General features: G+C 73.7%; 15 protein-coding genes. 8 read left to right on the top strand and 7 right to left on the bottom strand.

The genetic code is table 11. From position 1 onward, the window contains the following. The first annotated feature begins 422 nt into the window (after positions 1-422). Both AVW11_RS26475 and ptsP read left to right on the top strand, forming a co-directional pair. On the top strand, positions 423-872 hold the full coding sequence (locus tag AVW11_RS26475; RefSeq protein WP_030856027.1) for a PTS sugar transporter subunit IIA: 450 nt from the start codon (positions 423-425) through the stop codon (positions 870-872). 74 nt (positions 873-946) lie between these two features. Beyond that, a complete protein-coding gene (gene ptsP / locus AVW11_RS26470) occupies positions 947-2617 on the top strand; it encodes a phosphoenolpyruvate--protein phosphotransferase (RefSeq protein WP_060180610.1) in 1671 nt (556 codons plus the stop codon). A 60-nt stretch (positions 2618-2677) separates the two neighbouring features. Here the strand turns inward: ptsP and AVW11_RS26465 are convergent, their stop codons facing one another. After that, positions 2678-3658 carry a hypothetical protein gene (locus AVW11_RS26465; RefSeq protein WP_076046247.1) on the bottom strand — a complete coding sequence of 327 codons (981 nt, stop codon included), beginning with the start codon at positions 3656-3658 and terminating at the stop codon, positions 2678-2680. Positions 3659-3722: 64 nt separating this feature from the next. After that, a complete protein-coding gene (locus AVW11_RS26460; RefSeq protein ID WP_076046245.1) occupies positions 3723-5699 on the bottom strand; it encodes an acetoacetate--CoA ligase in 1977 nt (658 codons plus the stop codon). Positions 5700-5956: 257 nt separating this feature from the next. On the opposite strand from AVW11_RS26460, the gene AVW11_RS26455 reads away from it, so the two are divergent. After that, positions 5957-8953: a TIM-barrel domain-containing protein gene (locus AVW11_RS26455; RefSeq protein WP_420856403.1), complete on the top strand. Its 2997-nt coding sequence runs from the start codon at positions 5957-5959 to the stop codon at positions 8951-8953. A 303-nt stretch (positions 8954-9256) separates the two neighbouring features. On the opposite strand, the gene AVW11_RS26450 is transcribed toward AVW11_RS26455, so the two are convergent. Then, on the bottom strand, positions 9257-9766 hold the full coding sequence (locus AVW11_RS26450; RefSeq protein ID WP_030851513.1) for an NUDIX domain-containing protein: 510 nt from the start codon (positions 9764-9766) through the stop codon (positions 9257-9259). Positions 9767-9795: 29 nt separating this feature from the next. Here AVW11_RS26450 and AVW11_RS26445 point away from each other — a divergent pair, with 29 nt between their 5' ends. The 4 genes from AVW11_RS26445 to AVW11_RS26430 all read left to right on the top strand — a co-directional run bounded on the left by AVW11_RS26445 (position 9796) and on the right by AVW11_RS26430 (position 12544). Continuing rightward, positions 9796-10476, top strand: a complete 681-nt coding sequence (locus tag AVW11_RS26445; protein WP_076046249.1) for a M15 family metallopeptidase — start codon at positions 9796-9798, stop codon at positions 10474-10476. A 13-nt stretch (positions 10477-10489) separates the two neighbouring features. Then, entirely contained in the window at positions 10490-10828 is a 339-nt protein-coding gene (locus AVW11_RS26440) for an Mpo1-like protein (RefSeq protein WP_030851516.1), read from the top strand. A 70-nt stretch (positions 10829-10898) separates the two neighbouring features. Beyond that, the gene (locus tag AVW11_RS26435) at positions 10899-11357 is read left to right on the top strand and encodes a Zn-ribbon domain-containing OB-fold protein (RefSeq protein WP_234331095.1); all 459 of its coding nucleotides are present in this window, start codon (positions 10899-10901) and stop codon (positions 11355-11357) included. After that, the gene (locus AVW11_RS26430) at positions 11354-12544 is read left to right on the top strand and encodes a lipid-transfer protein (protein ID WP_076046243.1); all 1191 of its coding nucleotides are present in this window, start codon (positions 11354-11356) and stop codon (positions 12542-12544) included. Before AVW11_RS26435 ends, AVW11_RS26430 begins: the two co-directional genes overlap by 4 nt. A gap of 237 nt (positions 12545-12781) precedes the next feature. On the opposite strand, the gene AVW11_RS26425 is transcribed toward AVW11_RS26430, so the two are convergent. From AVW11_RS26425 to AVW11_RS26410, 4 genes are read right to left on the bottom strand one after another with little or no spacing between them, the layout of a single operon-like run. After that, complete coding sequence (locus AVW11_RS26425; RefSeq protein WP_030016310.1) at positions 12782-13408, bottom strand: GTP-binding protein; 627 nt, start codon at positions 13406-13408, stop codon at positions 12782-12784. Beyond that, positions 13389-13790 (bottom strand): DUF742 domain-containing protein, encoded by a 402-nt coding sequence (locus tag AVW11_RS26420; RefSeq protein ID WP_060180647.1) that lies wholly within the window; start codon positions 13788-13790, stop codon positions 13389-13391. Before AVW11_RS26420 ends, AVW11_RS26425 begins: the two co-directional genes overlap by 20 nt. A gap of 55 nt (positions 13791-13845) precedes the next feature. Beyond that, a complete protein-coding gene (locus AVW11_RS26415) occupies positions 13846-14283 on the bottom strand; it encodes a roadblock/LC7 domain-containing protein (RefSeq protein WP_030851524.1) in 438 nt (145 codons plus the stop codon). Further along, positions 14280-17051 carry a sensor histidine kinase gene (locus AVW11_RS26410; RefSeq protein WP_234362390.1) on the bottom strand — a complete coding sequence of 924 codons (2772 nt, stop codon included), beginning with the start codon at positions 17049-17051 and terminating at the stop codon, positions 14280-14282. The genes AVW11_RS26415 and AVW11_RS26410 overlap by 4 nt, the downstream gene beginning before the upstream one ends. Before the next feature lie 421 nt (positions 17052-17472). Between AVW11_RS26410 and AVW11_RS26405 the strand changes: the two genes are divergently transcribed. Further along, entirely contained in the window at positions 17473-17907 is a 435-nt protein-coding gene (locus AVW11_RS26405) for a hypothetical protein (protein WP_051700571.1), read from the top strand. The last annotated feature ends 304 nt before the right edge of the window (positions 17908-18211 follow it).

Below are 18211 nucleotides of genomic sequence, written 5' to 3'. Positions count from 1 at the left end.
TCGGCGCTTTCCAGGTTTTCGCTTTCGCGTTTCCCTTTCCGGCGGCCCCGACTCTATCAGCGAATTTCCCTCTCCCCGACCACTCGCCGCATTCCCGAAAAGGCACACGGAGAAGAGTTGGAGATGGAGATCGAATCTGAAGAGGAGGGTGCCCGTCCATTTGCCGTTCGCGAGAAGTTCACGCGGGGCGTCCTGGCGGGAGTCACGACAGTACAGGCCGGGGGGTGCCCAAGCAAATCGATTCAGGCGTATGGTCTAGTCCACCGGTCTAGTCCACTAGTCTCCGTGCCGAAGGGACCAGTCCGGATCGGGACCTACATCGGACGAACCCGAACATCTAGTGACTTATCCTTCAGAAGAGTACGCCGTTCGCGACAGTCAGTGACGGCGACACCGAAAGCTCCACCCCTGGGAGGCCCCTCATGACCAGCGTGACGTCCCCTCTTGCCGGTCGCGCCATCGGACTCGCGGCAGTGCCGGATCCGGTGTTCTCCGGCGCGATGGTGGGACCGGGCACCGCCATCGACCCCGTGCGCGAGCCCTCGGAGGCGGTGTCCCCCGTCGACGGTGTGGTCGTTTCCCTGCACCCGCACGCGTACGTGGTCGTCGACGGCGAGGGGCACGGTGTACTCACGCACCTCGGCATCGACACGGTCCAGCTCAACGGCGAGGGCTTCGAGCTGCTCGTCAACAAGGGCGACACCGTGACCCGGGGCCAGGCGGTCATCCGTTGGAACCCCGCTGCCGTCGAGGCCCTCGGCAAGTCCCCGATCTGCCCCGTCGTGGCGCTCGAGGCGACGGCCGAGTCCCTGTCCGACCTCGTCGAGTCCGGCGACGTCAAGGCTGACGACGCGCTCTTCAGCTGGCAGTGACCCTTCCGCCCGCGCGGGCGTGACGGACATCCATCGCGGCGGCCAGGGCCGCCGCCCAATCGGAGACGGGTGAAATGGAGACAACGCTGCGAGGCGTCGGCGTGAGCCACGGGGTGGCGATCGGCGAGGTGCGGCACATGGGCACGGCGGTCCTCGAACCGCCGGCCAGGCAGATCACCGCCGACGAGGCGGCGCGCGAACAGGGGCGCGCCCGCCAGGCCGTGAGTGCCGTCGCGGCCGACCTGATCGCGCGTGGCCAGCTGGCCGGTGGCGAGGCCCAGCACGTGCTCGAGGCCCAGGCGATGATCGCCGAGGACCCCGAGCTGATGGCGGACGTGGACCGGCGGATCGCCGTCGGCAGCACGGCCGAGCGCGGTGTGTACGACGCCTTCGCCGCCTACCGCGACCTGCTGGCGGGGGCCGGCGAGTACATGGCCGGCCGGGTGGCCGACCTGGACGACGTACGCAACCGCATCGTGGCGCGGCTGCTCGGAGTCCCGATGCCCGGTGTGCCCGACAGCGACGAGCCGTACGTGCTGATCGCCCGGGACCTGGCCCCTGCCGACACCGCCCTGCTCGACCCGGCGCTCGTCCTCGGCTTCGTGACCGAGGAGGGCGGGCCCACCAGCCACAGCGCGATCCTCGCGCGGGCGCTGGGCGTGCCGGCGATCGTGGCGCTGCCGGGTGCCTGCGAGATCGCCGAGGGCACGATGATCGCCGTGGACGGCAGCACGGGCGACCTGTTCGTCGACCCCTCCCCGGAGAAGCGGGCCGAGCTGGAGGCCGCGGCGGCCGAGCGCAAGGCGGCACTGGCCGCCTCGTCCGGACCCGGTGCGACCTCCGACGGGCACAAGGTGCCGCTGCTGGCCAATGTCGGCGGTCCCGCGGACGTGCCGGCGGCCGTCGAGGCAGGAGCCGAGGGGGTGGGCCTGTTCCGCACGGAGTTCCTGTTCCTGGACGACAGCAAGAAGGCGCCGTCCGAGGAGAAGCAGATCGAGTCCTACCGCAAGGTGCTCGAGGCCTTCCCCGAGGGGCGTGTCGTCGTACGCGTGCTCGACGCGGGCGCCGACAAGCCGCTGGACTTCCTGACCCCTGCCGACGAGCCGAACCCGGCTCTGGGCGTGCGCGGGCTGCGCTCGCTGCTGGACCACCCGGAGGTGCTGCGCACCCAGCTCACCGCGCTGGCGAAGGCGGCGGAGGGCCTGCCGGTCCACCTCGAGGTGATGGCCCCGATGGTGGCCGACCGCGCCGACGCGAAGGCCTTCGCCGACGCGTGCCGTGAGGCCGGTCTGCAGGCGAAGTTCGGCGCGATGGTGGAGATCCCCTCCGCCGCGCTGCGTGCGCGCTCGATCCTCCAGGAGGTCGAGTTCCTCTCGCTGGGGACCAACGACCTGGCGCAGTACGCCTTCGCCGCCGACCGGCAGGTCGGCGCCGTCTCCCGGCTCCAGGACCCGTGGCAGCCCGCGCTGCTCGACCTGATCGCCATGTCGGCCGAGGCCGCGAAGGCGGAGGGCAAGAGCTGCGGCGTCTGCGGCGAGGCCGCCTCCGACCCGCTGCTGGCCTGTGTGCTGACCGGTCTGGGTGTCACCTCCCTGTCGATGGGTGCCGCGTCGATCCCCTATGTCCGGGCGACGCTCGCCAAGCACACGCTGGCGCAGTGTGAGCGGGCCGCCGCGGCGGCCCGTGCCGCGGACAGCGCCGAGGAGGCCCGCGTGGCCGCCCAGGCGGTGCTCTCCGGGGAGTAGCCGGACGGTGTGTCGTACGGACCGAGGGGCCCTCGCCGGTGGCGGGGGCCCTTCGGCGTTTCAGTGGTGCGGGCCGGGTTCGTCGACGTCGTAGCCGGGGCAGTATTCGACGCCCGGCTCCGGTGCGACGAGGTCGCCCGTGTCGGCGTCGGTGCAGTACGCGTTGAACACGGCGGCGGCCGAGAGTGCCGTGAGGCGGCCGCGGTCCAGGCGCCAGCCGTGGACCCGGTCCCGGTGGCCTTCGGTGGTGCTGCGCACGACCAGCCCCCCGGGCCCGCCCAGGGCCAGGCCCGCGGCGAGGACCGTCACGAAGTCGAGGCTCTCGCGGCCCTCGATGCGCGGCGGGACGTCCGGGGCGCCGCTGCTGTCGGCGTGCAGGACGGCGACGAGCTGCTCGTCCTCGGTCGGGACGCTGCAGACGAAGTGGTGGTGGCCCGCGCCGGCGCCGGCCACGAGGCGTTTGAGCGCGTCGGCGGCGCGGTCGAAGGAGGCGTGGCCGATGTCCTCGCCGCAATCCGCGCAGCGGCCCACGCCGGCGAGGACGGTGGTGGCGTACTCCCAGGTGGCGTGGCGGACGGCTTCGTCCACCAGGAGCGGCACGAGCTCGTCGATGGGCTGGCCGGTGTAGGGCAGGACGGTCCCGCTGCCGGCGAGCTCCGCGGTGAAGCGGGTGCGGGTCTCGGAGGTGTCCGGGTCCAGGCCGGTCTCCCCGCAGTACTCGGCGTACTCGTCGGGGTCGAAGAGCGCGACGGTGGTGTGGATGCCCCGGGCCGCGAGGGACCGGAGCAGGCCGTCGACGTGGTGGAGGTAGTCGGTGTAGTCGGACCCGCGGTCGAAGCCGAAGCTGCGGTAGGCGCACATGGCCGCGAAGTCCCCGGCGTCGGCGAGGAGGCCGACGGTGCTGGGGACCTCGCGGCGCAGTGCGCGGCGCCGGTCGGTGCTGCGGTTCCGGCCGGCGCTGCGGCTCCTGGCGGTGCTGCGGTTCCGGCCGGTGCCGGTGTCGGCGGTGGTACCGGCGCTGTTTTCGTTATCGCGTGGCATGGCTGGCTCCCCCTGAGTGCGATCACTTGCTCACTCAGAGTAACCAGTGCCACTGACAGTGACGTCAGCCGCGGGTGCGGGCCAGCTCCTCGTAGAAGCCGAGGAGCCCGATGTCGTCGACGGAGCCCGGGTTGACCGCCTTCGCCAGCGGCGTGCCCTGGAGGAGCCGCTTGACCGGGACCTCGATGCGCTTGCCGGTGAGGGTGTGCGGGATGGCCGGCACCTCGATGATCTCGTCGGGGACGTGGCGCGGGGAGAGTTCCTCGCGGATCGTCGCCTTGATCCGGGCGCGCAGGTCGTCGTCGAGGGTGGCGCCGGGGGCGAGGTGGACGAAGAGCGGCATCCAGTATCCGCCGTTCGGTTCCTCCAGGCCGATGACCAGGGACTCCTTGATCTCGGGGAGCCGTTCGACGGCCTCGTAGATGTCGGCGGAGCCCATCCGGACGCCCTGGCGGTTGAGCGTCGAGTCGGAGCGGCCGTGGATGATCACCGAGCCGTGGTCGGTGATCGTGATCCAGTCCCCGTGGCGCCAGACGCCCGGGAACATCTCGAAGTAGCTGTCGCGGTAGCGGCTGCCGTCGGGGTCGTTCCAGAAGTGGATCGGCATGGACGGCATGGGATTGGTGACGACGAGCTCGCCGACCTCGCCGACGACCGGCTTGCCCGAGGGGTCCCAGGACTGGAGGTCCGTGCCGAGGCAGGCGGCCTGGAGCTCGCCGATGTGCACGGGGAGGGTGGGGACGGCGCCCGCGAAGCAGCTGCACACGTCGGTGCCGCCGCTGACGGAGGCGATCCAGAGGTCCTCGGCGACCTCGTCGTGGAGCCAGCGGAAGCCGTCGGGGGGCAGCGGTGAGCCGGTGGTCGCCACGCACTTCACCGCGGAGAGGTCGAAGTCGCGGGACGGGTGGACCTCGGCCTTGCGGCAGGCCATCACGTAGGCGGCGGAGGTGCCGTAGAGGGTGGCGCGGGTGCGTTCGGCGATGCGCCACTGGGCGCCGGTGTCCGGGTAGCCGGGGCTGCCGTCGTAGAGGACGACCGTCGTGCCGGTGAGGAGTCCGGAGACGAGGAAGTTCCACATCATCCAGCCGGTGGAGGTGTACCAGAAGAACCGGTCCTCCGGGCCGAGGTCGCAGTGCAGTCCGAGCTGCTTGAGGTGTTCGAGGAGGATGCCGCCCTGGGACTGGACGATCGCCTTGGGCAGGCCGGTCGTACCGCTGGAGTAGAGGACCCAGAGGGGGTGGTCGAAGGCGACCGGCTCGAAGACGGGCTCGGTGTCCGCGGCGGTGAGCGCGGCCCAGTCGAGGGCGCCGTCGGGGGCGGGCGTGCCGAGGAGCGGGATGTGGACGACGGCGCGCAGGGAGGGCAGCTCCGCGCGGAGCTCGGCGACGGCTTCGCGGCGGTCGTGCTCCTTGCCGCCGTAGCGGTAGCCGTCCACGGTGAACAGGACGACCGGCTCGACCTGCTGGAAGCGGTCGAGGACGCTGCGGGCTCCGAAGTCGGGCGCGCAGGAGGTCCACACGCCGCCGACGGCGGCGGTGGCGAGGAGGGCCACGGCCGCCTGCGGGATGTTGGGGAGGTAGCCGCTGACGCGGTCGCCGGGGCGTACGCCGAGGGCGCTCAGTTCGGCGGCGAGGGAGCCGACCTGGCGGCGGAGTTCGGCCCAGGTGACGGGGACGGGTTCGTGGGTCTCGTCCACGTACAGCAGGGCGGGGTCGCCGGCGCGGGCCGGGTCCTCGGCGGCGCGCAGCGCGTGCTCGGCGTAGTTGAGGGTGGCTCCGGTGAACCACTGGGCGCCGGGCATGGAGCGGTCGGCGAGGACGGACTCGTACGGGGTGGTGAAGCGGACGTCGAACCACTCGGCGACGGCCTGCCAGAAGGTGTCGAGCTCGTCGACGGACCAGCGGTGCAGGGCCGGGTAGCCGCCCTCCGCGGGGGCTCCGAAGCGCGTCGCGGCCCAGGCCTGGAAGGCGGTGATCCGGGCCGCGGCGATCCGGTCGGGGCCCGGCGCCCAGAGGGGTTCCGGCTGGGTGGCTGAGGTCATGGGTCGGCTCCCGGTCAAGTCTGCGGCTCGCGCTTCGTGTGCGTGTACGTGTGCGTGTACGTGTACGTGTTTACGTGTGCGTACGGTGCCATCCGCGCGGGGGTGCGCGCGGCGGCTCACAGGGACGATGCCATGTGATCGACGGCTGCACCAGGGTCGACCTGGCCGGTCGGGTGAGGGCCGGGGGGCACCGCCGGCGGGTGAACGGCAGTTGAACGCCGTCCCCTCGGCCGGGGGCCGGTGGCAGGGTGAGCGGCATGGATGGTCGTGATCTGGTGCGTGCGGTGAAGGACATCGGTACGGAGCGTGGTCGGCGCGCCTGGCTCTCGGCATGGCGCCGGCGGCGCGCGGACGCGGTGGGGCTCCCGCGCCGGGGCGCGGAACGGGCGCGGGTGCCGGGTCTGCTGGTGAGCACGGAGCCCCGGCCGGGCGGGGGCGTGCTGCGGTTCGCGCGCTCGGAACTGGTGGTGCGGGTGATGGCGGGCGGGGTGGTGTTCTGGGCCTGGGACGGGGCCGCGGCGACGCCCTCGTACGCGGTGGTGGGGAGCGGGCCCGAACCGGACCTGCGGGCGGTACTGGAACCGGACACCGGGGGTGGCTGGCGGGTGGTGTCGGAGCGGGTCACGGTGGCGGTGTCCCGGCACGGGGCGCTGGAGGTGCGCACTCCGGGCGGGGCGGTGCTGCGGCGGGAGTCGCCGCCGCGGTGGTGGGAGCCGGTTCCCCTCGCCGGGGAGGCCGCGGAGGGGGAGTCCGCCGTGGGCGGGACGGACCCGGAGCGGGGGGACGCGGGCTCCACCGGCATGGGCTCCGGCGGGGCGGGTGCCGCGTACCCGCCCGGGGGGACGGCGCCCGGCGGGGAGGGGGGCGGGGACCCCGGGCCGGAGGCGGTCATCGGCGAGCCGGGGACGGCCTCCGGCCCGGACCGGTACGGCCACGGCAGGCCGGGAGTCGCCTCCGGCGCGGGTGAGGCCGACGCGGAATGGTTGGGCGCGCCCGGGGCCGGGGCGGACAGGGCCGGGGCAGCCGGGGTCGACGGGGCCGGCGCGAGCAGAGCCGGCGCGGGTGACGCTGGCGAGGGTGGGGCAGCGGCCGGGGCTGCCGGGGCCAGTGACAGCGCGGCCGAAGCCGGCTCGGCTAGGGCCGAGGCAGGCACGGCGGCCAGCACAGGTGGGGTCGGCACGGGTGAGGCTGGCGCGGCCGGGGCCGGGGCGGACGGGGCCCGGGCCGGCGTGCGTGAGGGCGGTGCAGGCGCGGGTGAGGCTGGCGCGGACGGGGCCCGGGTCGGCGTGCGTGAGGGCGGTGCAGGCGCGGGTGAGGCTGGTGCAGGTGGGGTTGGTGATGGGGCGGACGGGGGTGGGGTGGCCCGTGGCCGAGGGGGTGGGGTGGGCCGGTGGGTGATGCGGAGCGAGGTGCCGGCGGACGCGCGGTTCTTCGGGCTGGGCGGGCGGGCGGCCGGGCCGCGGCTGCGCGACGGGGCGTACCGGTTGTGGAACACGGACCCCAAGGGGGGCTTCGGGCCGGGCGTCGATCCGCTGTACCTCACCATGCCGGTGCAGATGGTCGTGGCGGACGCGGGGACCCACCTGGTCTTCCACGACAACTGCTGGGACGGCCGGGTGGTGCTGCGCGAGGGTGAAGAGGGCGTCGGCTCGGGACAGGACCGTCCGGGGGGGAGCGAACTGCGCATGGAGGGCGGCCCGCTGCGCTGCTGGGTGCTGGTGGGGACGCCGGCGCGGGTGCTCCAGGGCTGGTCGGGGCTGACGGGCGGGGCCGCGGTGCCGCCGGAGTGGGCGCTGGGGTACCAGCACGCGCGGTGGGGTTTCGGGAGCGCGGCGGAGGTGCGGCGGGTGGTCGCCGGGTATGCGTCGCGCGGGCTGGCGCTGTCGGCCGTGCACCTGGACATCGACCACTACGACGGGCACCGGGTGTTCACGGTGGACGAGGACCGCTTCCCGGATCTGCCGGGCCTGGCGCGCGAGTTGCGGGAGCAGGGGGTGCGACTCGTCTCGATCGTGGACCCGGCGGTCAAGGCGGGTGACGCGCTGCACGCGGCAGGGCTGGCGGTGGGGTCGGGGGGCGCCTTCGTGCGGGACGCGCGCGGGCGCGAGGTGCGCGGGGAGGTGTGGCCGGGCGAGTGTGCCTACCCGGACTTCACGGATCCCGCGGTGCGCGAATGGTGGGGCGGGCTGTACGAGGAACGGCTCGCGCAGGGCTTCTCCGGCTTCTGGCACGACATGAACGAGCCGGTGTCCTTCGCGGCGTTCGGGGACACCACGCTGCCGCGATCGGCGCGCCACGCGATGGACGGGGCGGGCGGCGACCACCGCGAGGGGCACAACGTGTACGCGCTGGGGATGGCGCGGGCCGGGTGGGAGGGGCTCGTCCGACTGCGGCCGCAGGAGAGGCCGTTCCTGTTCTCCCGGTCGGGCTGGGCGGGCATGCAGCGGTACGGGGGCACCTGGTCGGGCGATGTGGAGACCAGTTGGGAGGGGCTGCGGGCCTCCCTCGCCCTGGTGCTGGGACTGGGCCTGTGCGGGGTGCCGTATTCGGGGCCGGACGTGGGCGGGTTCGGCGGTTCCCCGTCTGCGGAGCTGTACGTGCGGTGGTTGCAACTGGGCGCGTACCTGCCGCTGTTCCGCACGCACTCGGCGATCTGGGCGGGGCGGCGGGAGCCGTGGGAGTTCGGGCCGGAGGTGGAGGAGCGGGCGCGGGCGGTGATGGCGGAACGGGAGCGGCTGCGGCCGTACTTCGTGACGCTGGCCCACATGGCGCGGCGGACGGGCGCCCCGTACGTGCGGCCGGTGTGGTGGGGGGCGCCGGAGGACCGGCGGCTGCGGGACTGTGAGGACTCCTTCCTGCTGGGTGACGCGCTGCTGGTCGCGCCAGTGCTGGAGTGCGGGGCGGACCGGCGCGCGGTACGGCTGCCACGGGGCCGGTGGTACGACACCGCGACCGGGACCGCGTACGAGGGGCCGGGGCAGATCCTGTTGGACGCCCCGCCGGACCGGATCCCGGTGCTGGCGCGGGCGGGTGTGCTGCTGCCGGTGCGGTCCGGCGGGGGCGACGGGGTGGAGCTGGAGGTCTGGGCGCCGGCGCGGGGCCGTACGGGCGGCGGAGTGGTCGTCCGGGATCCGGGGCCGGGCTTCGGGGCGGGCACGGTCGAGCGGTACACCTCGCGGTGGGCCGGGGACGCGGTGGTGGTGGAGGACGAGGCGGGGGCGGTGGTGGAGGGCGTCGTGGTGCGGGGGCTGTGAGGGGTGGCCGGGGGGCCGCGGGGCACCCCCGGGGGCGGGCTCGGGCCTGAGGCCGCGCCTCGTCGGGGCGGGGGCAGTCCGAGCCGGACGGCTCGGGCCGGCGAGTCCTTCAAGACCTCGTGGGTGATCCAGGCGAGGACCTTCGCAGCCGGCGCCACCTCGGCCGCACCGGTGATCGCCGGACCGGCCGTGATCTCCGCGAGCGTGGTCGGGAACTGCCGGCCTCGACCGTCGCGAGGTGGGTGCCGTTGCCCGGGTTGCCGCTGTGCACCCCCGGTCCGCGGCGGGTCTGGTGGGGGGACGTCAGGCGTAGCGGCCCGCGAACCAGGAGGCCGCCGCACGGGTGTGGAGGGGGAAGGCCAGGGTCTCGGGGGTGCGCAGGATGTGCCAGCCCGTGGTCTCGTCCGTCGGCTGCGAGGCGGGAAGGGTGTCCGCGGGACGGGTCGGGAGGAGGCCGAAGAGGAGGAGGTGGCCGGCCGGGGAGCTCAGTGCGTCGGCCAGGGTGACGTCCGAGGCGGAGGCGGTGATGCAGGTCTCCTCGCGCAGCTCGCGGACGACGGCGTCGCGCCAGTCCTCGCCGAAGTCGATGAAGCCGCCGGGGAGGGCGATGCCGCCGAGGGCGGGTTCGATCGTGCGGGTGATGACCACGAGGCCGGTGCCGTCCGCGTCCTCGACGGGGAGGAGGGTGACGGCCACGGGGAGGGGGTTGCGGTAGGCGGTGGTGCCGCAGGACCGGCAGGCGCGGGGCCAGTCGGTCGTGGAGTACGGCGCTCCGCAGGTGGAGCAGTGCGAGTCCCTCAGGTGTTCCGGCATGCGGTGATGGTATGCCAAGGGGTATGCGGATGACGGCTGTTGCGGGGCTGGTCGGGGTGCTGGCGGGCGGGGCCGCGGCGCCGCCCGGGTTCACTGCGCTGCGGGAGGTGGATCCGAGCATCCGGCAGGACATGCGGTACGCGGGCGAGCGGAACTTCACCGGTGCGGTGGTCGACGGGTACGAGGAGCCGGAGTGCCTGCTGGCCAGGCCGGCCGCGGAGGCGCTGCGGCGGGCGCAGCGGGTGCTGTTGCGGCGGGGTTACTCGCTGCTGGTGTACGACTGCTACCGGCCTCAGCGGGCGGTCGACCGGTTCGTGCAGTGGGCGCGGGCGGAGGACGGTCCGCAGGACGTGGCGCGCAAGGCGGAGTTCTACCCGCGGGTGGAGCGCGGCCGGCTGATCCCGGAGGGGTACATCGCGGAGAAGTCGGGGCACAGCCGTGGGAGCACGGTCGACGTGACACTGGTGGGACTTCCCGGCCGGGACCTCGACATGGGGACCGCGTTCGACTTCTTCGATCCGCTGTCGCACACGGACGATCCGCGGGTGACGGGTGCCGCACGCGCCAACCGGCAGTTGCTCAAGCGGGTACTGGGCGAGCAGGGGTTCGTGAACCTGCCCGAGGAGTGGTGGCACTTCACCTACAGGCCCGAGGCGTATCCGGACACGTATTTCGACTTCCCGGTCGCTGTCGCCGTGGTCCGGCCGTGAGTACCGTGCCCGCATGACGTATCGCTCGTACGAGGAGTTCTGGCCGTACTACGTGGCGATGCACTCCCGCGCCGCCACCCGCTGGGTGCATCTCGCCGGCACGCTCACCGGTCTGGCGCTGACCGCCTACGGGGCGGCGCGCGGGCGGGGGCGCTGGCTGGCCGCCCTTCCCGTGATCGGGTACGGGACCGCCTGGCCGGCGCACTTCCTGATCGAGGGCAACAATCCGGCCACCTTCGGGCATCCGGTGTGGTCGCTGCGCGGGGACGCGCAGATGATCCGGATGATGCTGGCCGGGCGGGACGCGGAGCTGGACGAGATCGCGGGTAAGTGGCTCGCCGAGAACCGGTGACCCGGGCCGCCCGGCCGTGGCAGACTCCTAACTTCTGACGATGTGTCAGCTCTGCTGCATGGGAGGGGTCTTGGCACGCACACGCACACCCGTCGTGAGCGGGTGGTTCACCGAGAACGCGGCGGACGGGGGCGGCTTCCGGCTGCTCGGCACCCGGTGCTCGGCCTGTACGGCGGTGTTCTTCCCCCGCGAGGACGCCTACTGCCGCAACCCGCGGTGCCCGGGCGGCGGGGAGCTCGCCGAGGTGCCGCTCTCGCCCCGGGGCCGCGTCTGGTCCTACACCGACGGGCGCTACCGGCCGCCCGCCCCGTACGTGTCCGACCCGGCCGAGCCCTGGGAGCCGTACACCCTGCTCGCGGTGGAGCTGGAGGCCGAGGGGATGGTCGTCCTGGGGCAGGGCGCACCCGGGGTCGAGGTCGCCGACCTGGCGGTGGGGACGGAGGTCGAGGTGGTGGGCGGCGTGCTCGGCGAGGACGCCGAAACCACCTGGGTGACCTGGCAGTTCAAGCCGGTGGGAGGGGCCGGGTGAGCGCCGACGTCGCCGTCCTGGGGGCCGGCATGCATCCGTGGGGCAAATGGGGCCGCAGCTTCGTCGAGTACGGGCGGACCGCGGCGCGGGCGGCGCTCGCGGACGCCGGTCTCGACTGGACGGACGTGGGGTCGATCGTCGGCGCAGACACCGTGCGCTCCGGATATCCGGGCTACGTGGCCGGAGCCACCTTCGCCCGGGCCCTCGGCTGGCAGGGGGCCCGGGTGACCAGCGTGTACGCGGCCTGCGCCTCCGGGGCGCAGGCGATCGGGGCGGCCCGCGCGCAGATCCTGGCGGGCCTGGCCGACGTGGTGCTCGTGGTCGGCGCGGACGCGGCGCCCAAGGGGTTCTTCGCTCCGGCCGGCGGCGAGCGTCCGGACGATCCGGACTGGCTGCGGTTTCGCGTACTGGGCGCGACCAATCCGGCGTACTTCGCGCTCTACGCCCGCCGCCGGATGGCCGTGCACGGGGACACCCTGGAGGACTTCGCCCAGGTCAAGGTGAAGAACGCGGCGGCCGGCCGGCTCAACCCGCACGCCCGCTACCGCAAGGCCGTCACCGCGCAGGAGGTCGCCGCCTCGGCGGTGGTCGCCGATCCGCTGCGGCTGCTCGACATCTGCGCGACCTCCGACGGGGGCGCGGCGCTGGTGCTCACGAGCATGGACTTCGCGCGCTCGCGCGGCGTGGCCGATCCGGTGCGGATCCGGGCCGTGTCGACGGTGACGCCCGCCTATCCGCGGACGGTCCTGGACCTGCCGGACATCGCCACCGACTCCACGACGGCCGCGGACCCGGTGGCCGGATCCTTCCGGTCCTCGATCGCGCGCGCCGCCTACGAGGAGGCGGGGCTCGGGCCGCGGGACCTCTCGCTCGCCGAGGTCTACGACCTGTCCACCGCCCTGGAGCTGGAGTGGTACGAGGACATCGGGCTGTGCGCCGAGGGCGAGGGGGCGAAGCTGGTCCGGGAGGGGGCGACGGCCCTGGGCGGGCGGATCCCCGTCAACACCAGTGGCGGCCTGGCCTCGTTCGGGGAGGCGGTACCGGCCCAGGCCATCGCGCAGGTCTGTGAGCTGACGTGGCAGTTGCGCGGTACGGCCGGGGAGCGGCAGGTGCCGGGTGCGCGGGCGGGGATCACCGCCAACCAGGGGCTGTTCGGGCACGGGTCGGCCGTCGTCGCCGTGCGCTGAGCGGTTCGCACCGCCCCGACGAACCCACCGATGGGCCCCCGGCGGACGCCCCGAGGAACGCCCCGGCGGATCGCGCCGGCCATTGGTGTCGTCCGAACGCTTGACGGCCCCCGGCGGCAGGTTCACACTCGCTCCACAGTCCCGCGTCGCGACCGGGACCGCGCACCCCCCGTGAGAGCTGCGGCCCGTACCCCAGTCGGCGGGGGTACGGGCCGCGCCCGTGCGTTCGCCCGCTGGTCAGGCTCCCGCGGACAGGCTCCGGCGCCGCTCGCGGGCCAGGGACATCGCGTGTTCCACGACCCCCACCAGCACGTCCTTCACGGACTCCCGGTCCCGTGCGTCGCACAGCAGCACCGGCACCCCGGGGTCGAGGTCGAGTGCCGTCCGTACGGTCACCACGGGGTGGCGGTCCGCTCCGTCGAAGCAGTTGACCGCGACCACGAACGGGATGGCACGCCGCTCGAAGTAGTCGATGGCCGCGAAGCAGTCGGCCAGGCGGCGGGTGTCCGCGAGGACGACCGCGCCCAGTGATCCCTGGGCCAGCTCGTCCCACAGGAACCAGAAGCGGTCCTGTCCGGGCGTGCCGAACAGGTACAGCACCAGGTCCTCGCGGAGCGTGATGCGCCCGAAGTCCATGGCCACGGTGGTGGTGCTCTTGCCCTCCACTCCCCCGGTGTCGTCGACGCCGACGCCGGGCTCGGAGAGCCGTTCCTCGGTCCGGAGCGGTCTGATCTCGCTGACCGCGCTGACCAGGGTGGTCTTGCCCACCCCGAAGCCTCCCGCGACCAGGATCTTCAAGGTCAGCGGCTCGACCGGCGACACCGCGTGCATGGCACCGGTGCGGCTAAAGCGCCCGAAGGCCATCGATCACCTCACGCAGAATGGATTCATCGGGCAGTTCTGCCGGGGGTACCGGCCTGGTCACGTGGACCAGTTCCTCATCGACCAGGTCGCCGATGAGGACGCGCACGACCCCGACCGCGAGGTCGAGGTCGGCCGCGAGTTCGGCGACCGACTGGGGTCGGCCCCGGCACAGCCCGAGGATGTGGGCGTGTTCCGGGGAGAGGGTCATGTCCCAGACCGGATCGTCGGCCGCCGGTTCGGCGACGACGAGGGCGATCAGGTCGAGGCGGTGCTGGCCCGCGTGGCTGGTCCGGCCGCGGGTCATGGCGTAGGGGCGTACGACGGGACCCGCGTCGTCGTCGAACCAGTGCGCGTGGTCTAAGGCGGACGGGTCGAAGGGCATGCCGACGGGAGCGTCGGCGAGATGGTCCTGGCCTGGGTCGCTCATGCCTTCCGACTCACCCTCCGGCTGGCAGCCCGGTGCGTGGGGCCGTCGCCAGGTGGTCCCCCACCCGCTTGACCATCAGCGTCATCTCGTACGCGACCTGCCCGACGTCGGAGTCGGCGTCGGCGAGCACGGCCAGGCAGCTGCCGTCGCCCGCGGCCATGACGAAGAGGAAGGCCTCGTCGAGCTCGACCACGGTCTGGCGGACCCGGCCGGATTCGAAGTGCCGGCCGACGCCCTTGGCCAGGCTGTGGAACCCGGAGGCGACCGCCGCCAGGTGCTCGCTGTCCTCCCGGGTCAGGTCCTTGGAGCTGCCCGTGGGCAGGCCGTCGCCGGAGAGGACCACCGCCTTGCGGATGGACCCGACCCGGTCGACGAGCTCGTCGAGGAGCCAGTTGAGCGGGCCGGAGCCGCGGCCCCTGCTGTCGTTGCCGGTCTGCGGTGCGGTCATCGACCGTCCCCTTCGTTCTCGTTCGCGGGACCGCCGGCGGGGGTTGCGCCCGCCTCGGTCTCGGACTGCTGCTGTGCGTGCCGGTTGCGGCCCGCCGTCCAGCCACGCTGGAGTGCGGACATGCGCGTGCGTACGTCCTCCGCGTCACGGTCTGCCACCTGGTCGGGGGCGGCTTCGGCGGGCGCGGACGACGCGGACTTCTTGAGCTGCGGTGCCAGGCTGGCCTGGCGGATGCGGCGGGGCAGCCCGCCGGTGTCCGGGCCGACGGCGATCTCCGTGGCGTCGGATCCGGCCGTGGGTGCCTGCTGCGGGACCACGGAGACCGGGCGGGGATCCACCCGGCGGCCGTGTTCGGCGACCAGGGTCGGGGTGGGACGGCGGCGCGGCAGCGGTACGGCTCCCTGGGAGCGGGGGCCGTCGGGGCGGGGGGCCTCCAGGCGCTGGGTGTCCAGCCGGACCGGTCCGGTGGGGGCCGTCGGCTCGCGGTCGCGGTCGCCGCCGCGGGCGCCGTTGCGTTCGGCGTGCCGGTCGGTGTGCGGCCGGTCCGCCGGGCGCAGGCCGAGCAGGGCGCTGCGCGGGGTGCCGTTCGGCGGGGTCTCGTCGTCGAGGGTCGCCATGGCCGGGCGGGCGCCGCCGGGACGGCCGGCGGCGGCCGGGCCGCCGTCCAGTGCGACGGGGTCGTCGAGGACGTCCAGGCCGTCCAGGCCGCGGCCGACGAGCGGGGCCTCCAGCTCGACCGGGCCGCGCAGTTCCGCGGTGGGCAGCGGACGGCCGGCGGTCGCCCGCTCCGCGGTGGAGGTCAGGGGCCGCTCGGAGTGGGTCCTGCCGATCTGGCCGGCCTTCGCGGCCCTGCTGCCGGACTTGCCGGGCCGGGGGCCGTCGAGGCGTACGCCGCTGCCGCTGGTCTCGGGGGCGTCGGTGAGCAGGGCCGAGGGGAGGAAGACCACCGCGGTGGTGCCCCCGTACGGGCTGGGCTGGAGGACGACCTTGACGCTGTGGCGCTGCGCGAGGCGGCTGACGACGAACAGGCCGAGCCGGTCGGTGTCGGAGAGTTCGAACTCGGGGGTCTCGGCGAGCCGGAGGTTCGCGTCGAGCAGCGCCTCCGGGGTCATGCCGAGGCCCCGGTCGTGGATCTCGAGGGTGAAGCCGTTGGCCACGCGCTCGCCGTGCACCTGGACCGCGGTGTGCGGCGGGGAGAACACCGTGGCGTTCTCCAGGAGTTCGGCGATGAGGTGGGTGACGTCGGCGACGGCCGGGCCGACGATGCCGAGGCGGGTGAGACGGCGTACCTCTATCCGCTCGTAGTCCTCGACCTCGGCGACGGCGGCCCGTACGACGTCCATGAGCTGGACGGGCTTGCGCCACTGGCGGGAGGGGGCGGCTCCGGAGAGGATCACCAGGCCCTCGGCGTGGCGGCGCATGCGGGTGGTCATGTGGTCGAGGCGGAAGAGGTCGGCGAGCTCCTCGGTGTCCTCCGTGCGGCGCTCCATCGTGTCGAGGAGGGTCAGCTGGCGGTGCAGCAGCACCTGGTTGCGGCGGGCGAGGTTGACGAACACCTCGGAGACGCCGCGCCGCAGGTCGGCCTGCTTGACGGCGGCCTCGACGGCCGCGCGCTGGAGGGTGTTGAGGGCCTGGCCTACCTGGCCGACCTCGTCCTTCTCGTATTCGAGGTGGGGCGCCTCGGTCTCGACGTCCACGTGTTCGCCGGCGGCGAGTCGGCGCATGACGCTGGGCAGGCGGACGCCGGAGGCCTCGTGGGCCTCCTTGCGCAGGCGGGAGAGGTCGCGGACCAGGTCGCGGCCGATGCGCACGGAGAGGACGAGGGACACGATCAGGGCGAGGAAGCCGAGGATGCCGGCGCCGGCGGCCTGGATCATGACGTCGGTGGCCACGGGCTCGATGCGCCGCTGGTAGCGGTCGCCGGCTTCGGTGTTCATGCCCGCCAGGTCGTCGAGGACCTTGGAGGAGGCCTCGTCCCACTGGGCGGCGGTGAGGTTGCGCGGCTTGTTGACGGCGCCGCCGGAGATGAAGCGCTCCTCCGCGTCGCGCAGCGGGTGGGTCTGGGGGTCCTTCCAGTACTGCTCGAAGATCTCCCGGTCGCCGGCGGGGAGGGTGACGAGGTTGAACTCGTAGAGCAGCGTGCGGTTGGCGGCGAAGTCGGAGACGCGGCGGACGTCGCCCGCGGTGATGTTGCGCGCGGCGAGGGCCGAGGCGATCACGGCGTCCTCGCGGGAGAGGAGCTCTCGGGCGCGGCTGATGCCGACGAGGGCTCGGCCCTCCTTGTCGACCTCGACGTTGTCCAGGCCGTGGAGGTTCATGAGGAAGTCGTAGCAGGGGTCGACCAGCCGGTTGTAGAGCTCGAGGGCCTGGCCGGGGTCGAGGGCGTTCTGGTCGACGGAGCGGCGCATGGAGCCGATGCCGTGGAACGCGGTGACGATCGAGCGCAGGCGCTGGGCGCTCTGCGGGCTGAGCTCGTCGACGACCTTCGGGTCGCGGGCGCTGACGCTGATCTTCTCGACGGCCTGGTCGGTCTCGGCGCGGCGCTTGGCGAGTTCGGCGGTGGCGGTGGCGGCCCGGGGGTCTCCGAGGACGACGAGGGTCTGGCGCCGCTCCTTCTGGATGACGCGGGCGACGTCCTCGATCGGGTAGCCGACCTTGTCGATGACGTAGGCCACGTCGAAGAGTTGGATGGCCTGACGGCCTGTGATGACCGTGGCGAAGCCCCAGAGGGCGGTCAGGGAGACGAGCGGCACAAGGAGCAACGCCACGATCTTCCGGCGGATGGATTTCCCGCGAAAGCGCATGGCCTCCCCAGCCTCCCCCAGGTCAACCCCGTTGCCGGGGGTCGGTGTTCCGTCATTTAAACGGCGTGAGCCTACTACTGCTGGGGAGTAGGTTCGAAGGCGTGTCCGGACGTTTTCGGCCTGACCCCCGTGTGAAGATCACCAGTTGTCCGATACTTCCGGTCAAGAGCGGCCCGATATGTGGCAGATGACACTTGGTGGGGCGTCAGTTCCTGCACCCTGATGGATGGCTGGAATTGTTCGTTCCGCGATCTTAGGCGCCTGGGACGGCATCCGGGATTCGGGAATCTCCCGGTGCCGCCGGACGTCTGTCAGTACGAGGGACATGTCGGGGTAGACGTGTCGGGGTAGGCGAGGCGGACCGCGGTGGGGAGTGAAGCGGACCATGAGCAGTGACGAGGGCGGCGGCGCCGGAGCGGCGAGGCGCGGCCTGTGGGTGGAGGAGCCGGCGCGGCGGCGCCGGATGCCGGATCCGGTGCGGGTCTCGGCGGTGCGAGCGGTGCTGGTCGTGGCCGTGACCCTGACGCAGGCGACGATCACGTTCTTCCTGAGCCTGACCGGCTCCTGGCTGGCGTTCCCGATGGTGCTCGGCGCGGTCGCGGCGACCGTCATGGCCACCTGGGCCGTGCTGGACGTGTGGATCACCCGGCAGACGTGGAACCAGCGGTACGGGGTCGTGTCCGAGCCGAGCAGTACCGCGCGGCTGCGCCGCCGCGAGGCGCGCCGGGCCGCCAAGGCGGCGCGGGCGGCGCGCAAGCTCGCCGGCCCGGCCCGAATAGCCCGCGAGGACGGGCCCCTGGCGGGGTTCGGGCAGCGCTGAGCGGACGTTCCACAGCCCGTACGCCCCCCGGCCCGAACGGCCCCGGCCGGAACGCACACGGCCCGTACGCAGACGGCCCCGGCCCGGGCTCACACGGTCCGGACGGCCCCGGGCGAACGAGCCGCGGCCGGAACGGCCCCGGCCGCCGGAACGCAGACGGGCCGAACGCAGACGGCCGGAGCGGTCCCGGGCCGGGCGCACACAGTCCGGACGGCCCCGGGCCGGGCGCAGACGGCCCGCGCGTACACGGCCCCGACGGCTCCGGCCGGGACGCACACGGACCGGGCGGCCCCGGCCCGGGCGC

The organism is Streptomyces amritsarensis (assembly GCF_001953875.1).
Taxonomy (GTDB): domain Bacteria; phylum Actinomycetota; class Actinomycetes; order Streptomycetales; family Streptomycetaceae; genus Streptomyces; species Streptomyces amritsarensis.
This window is presented reverse-complemented; position numbering and strand designations above follow the sequence as displayed.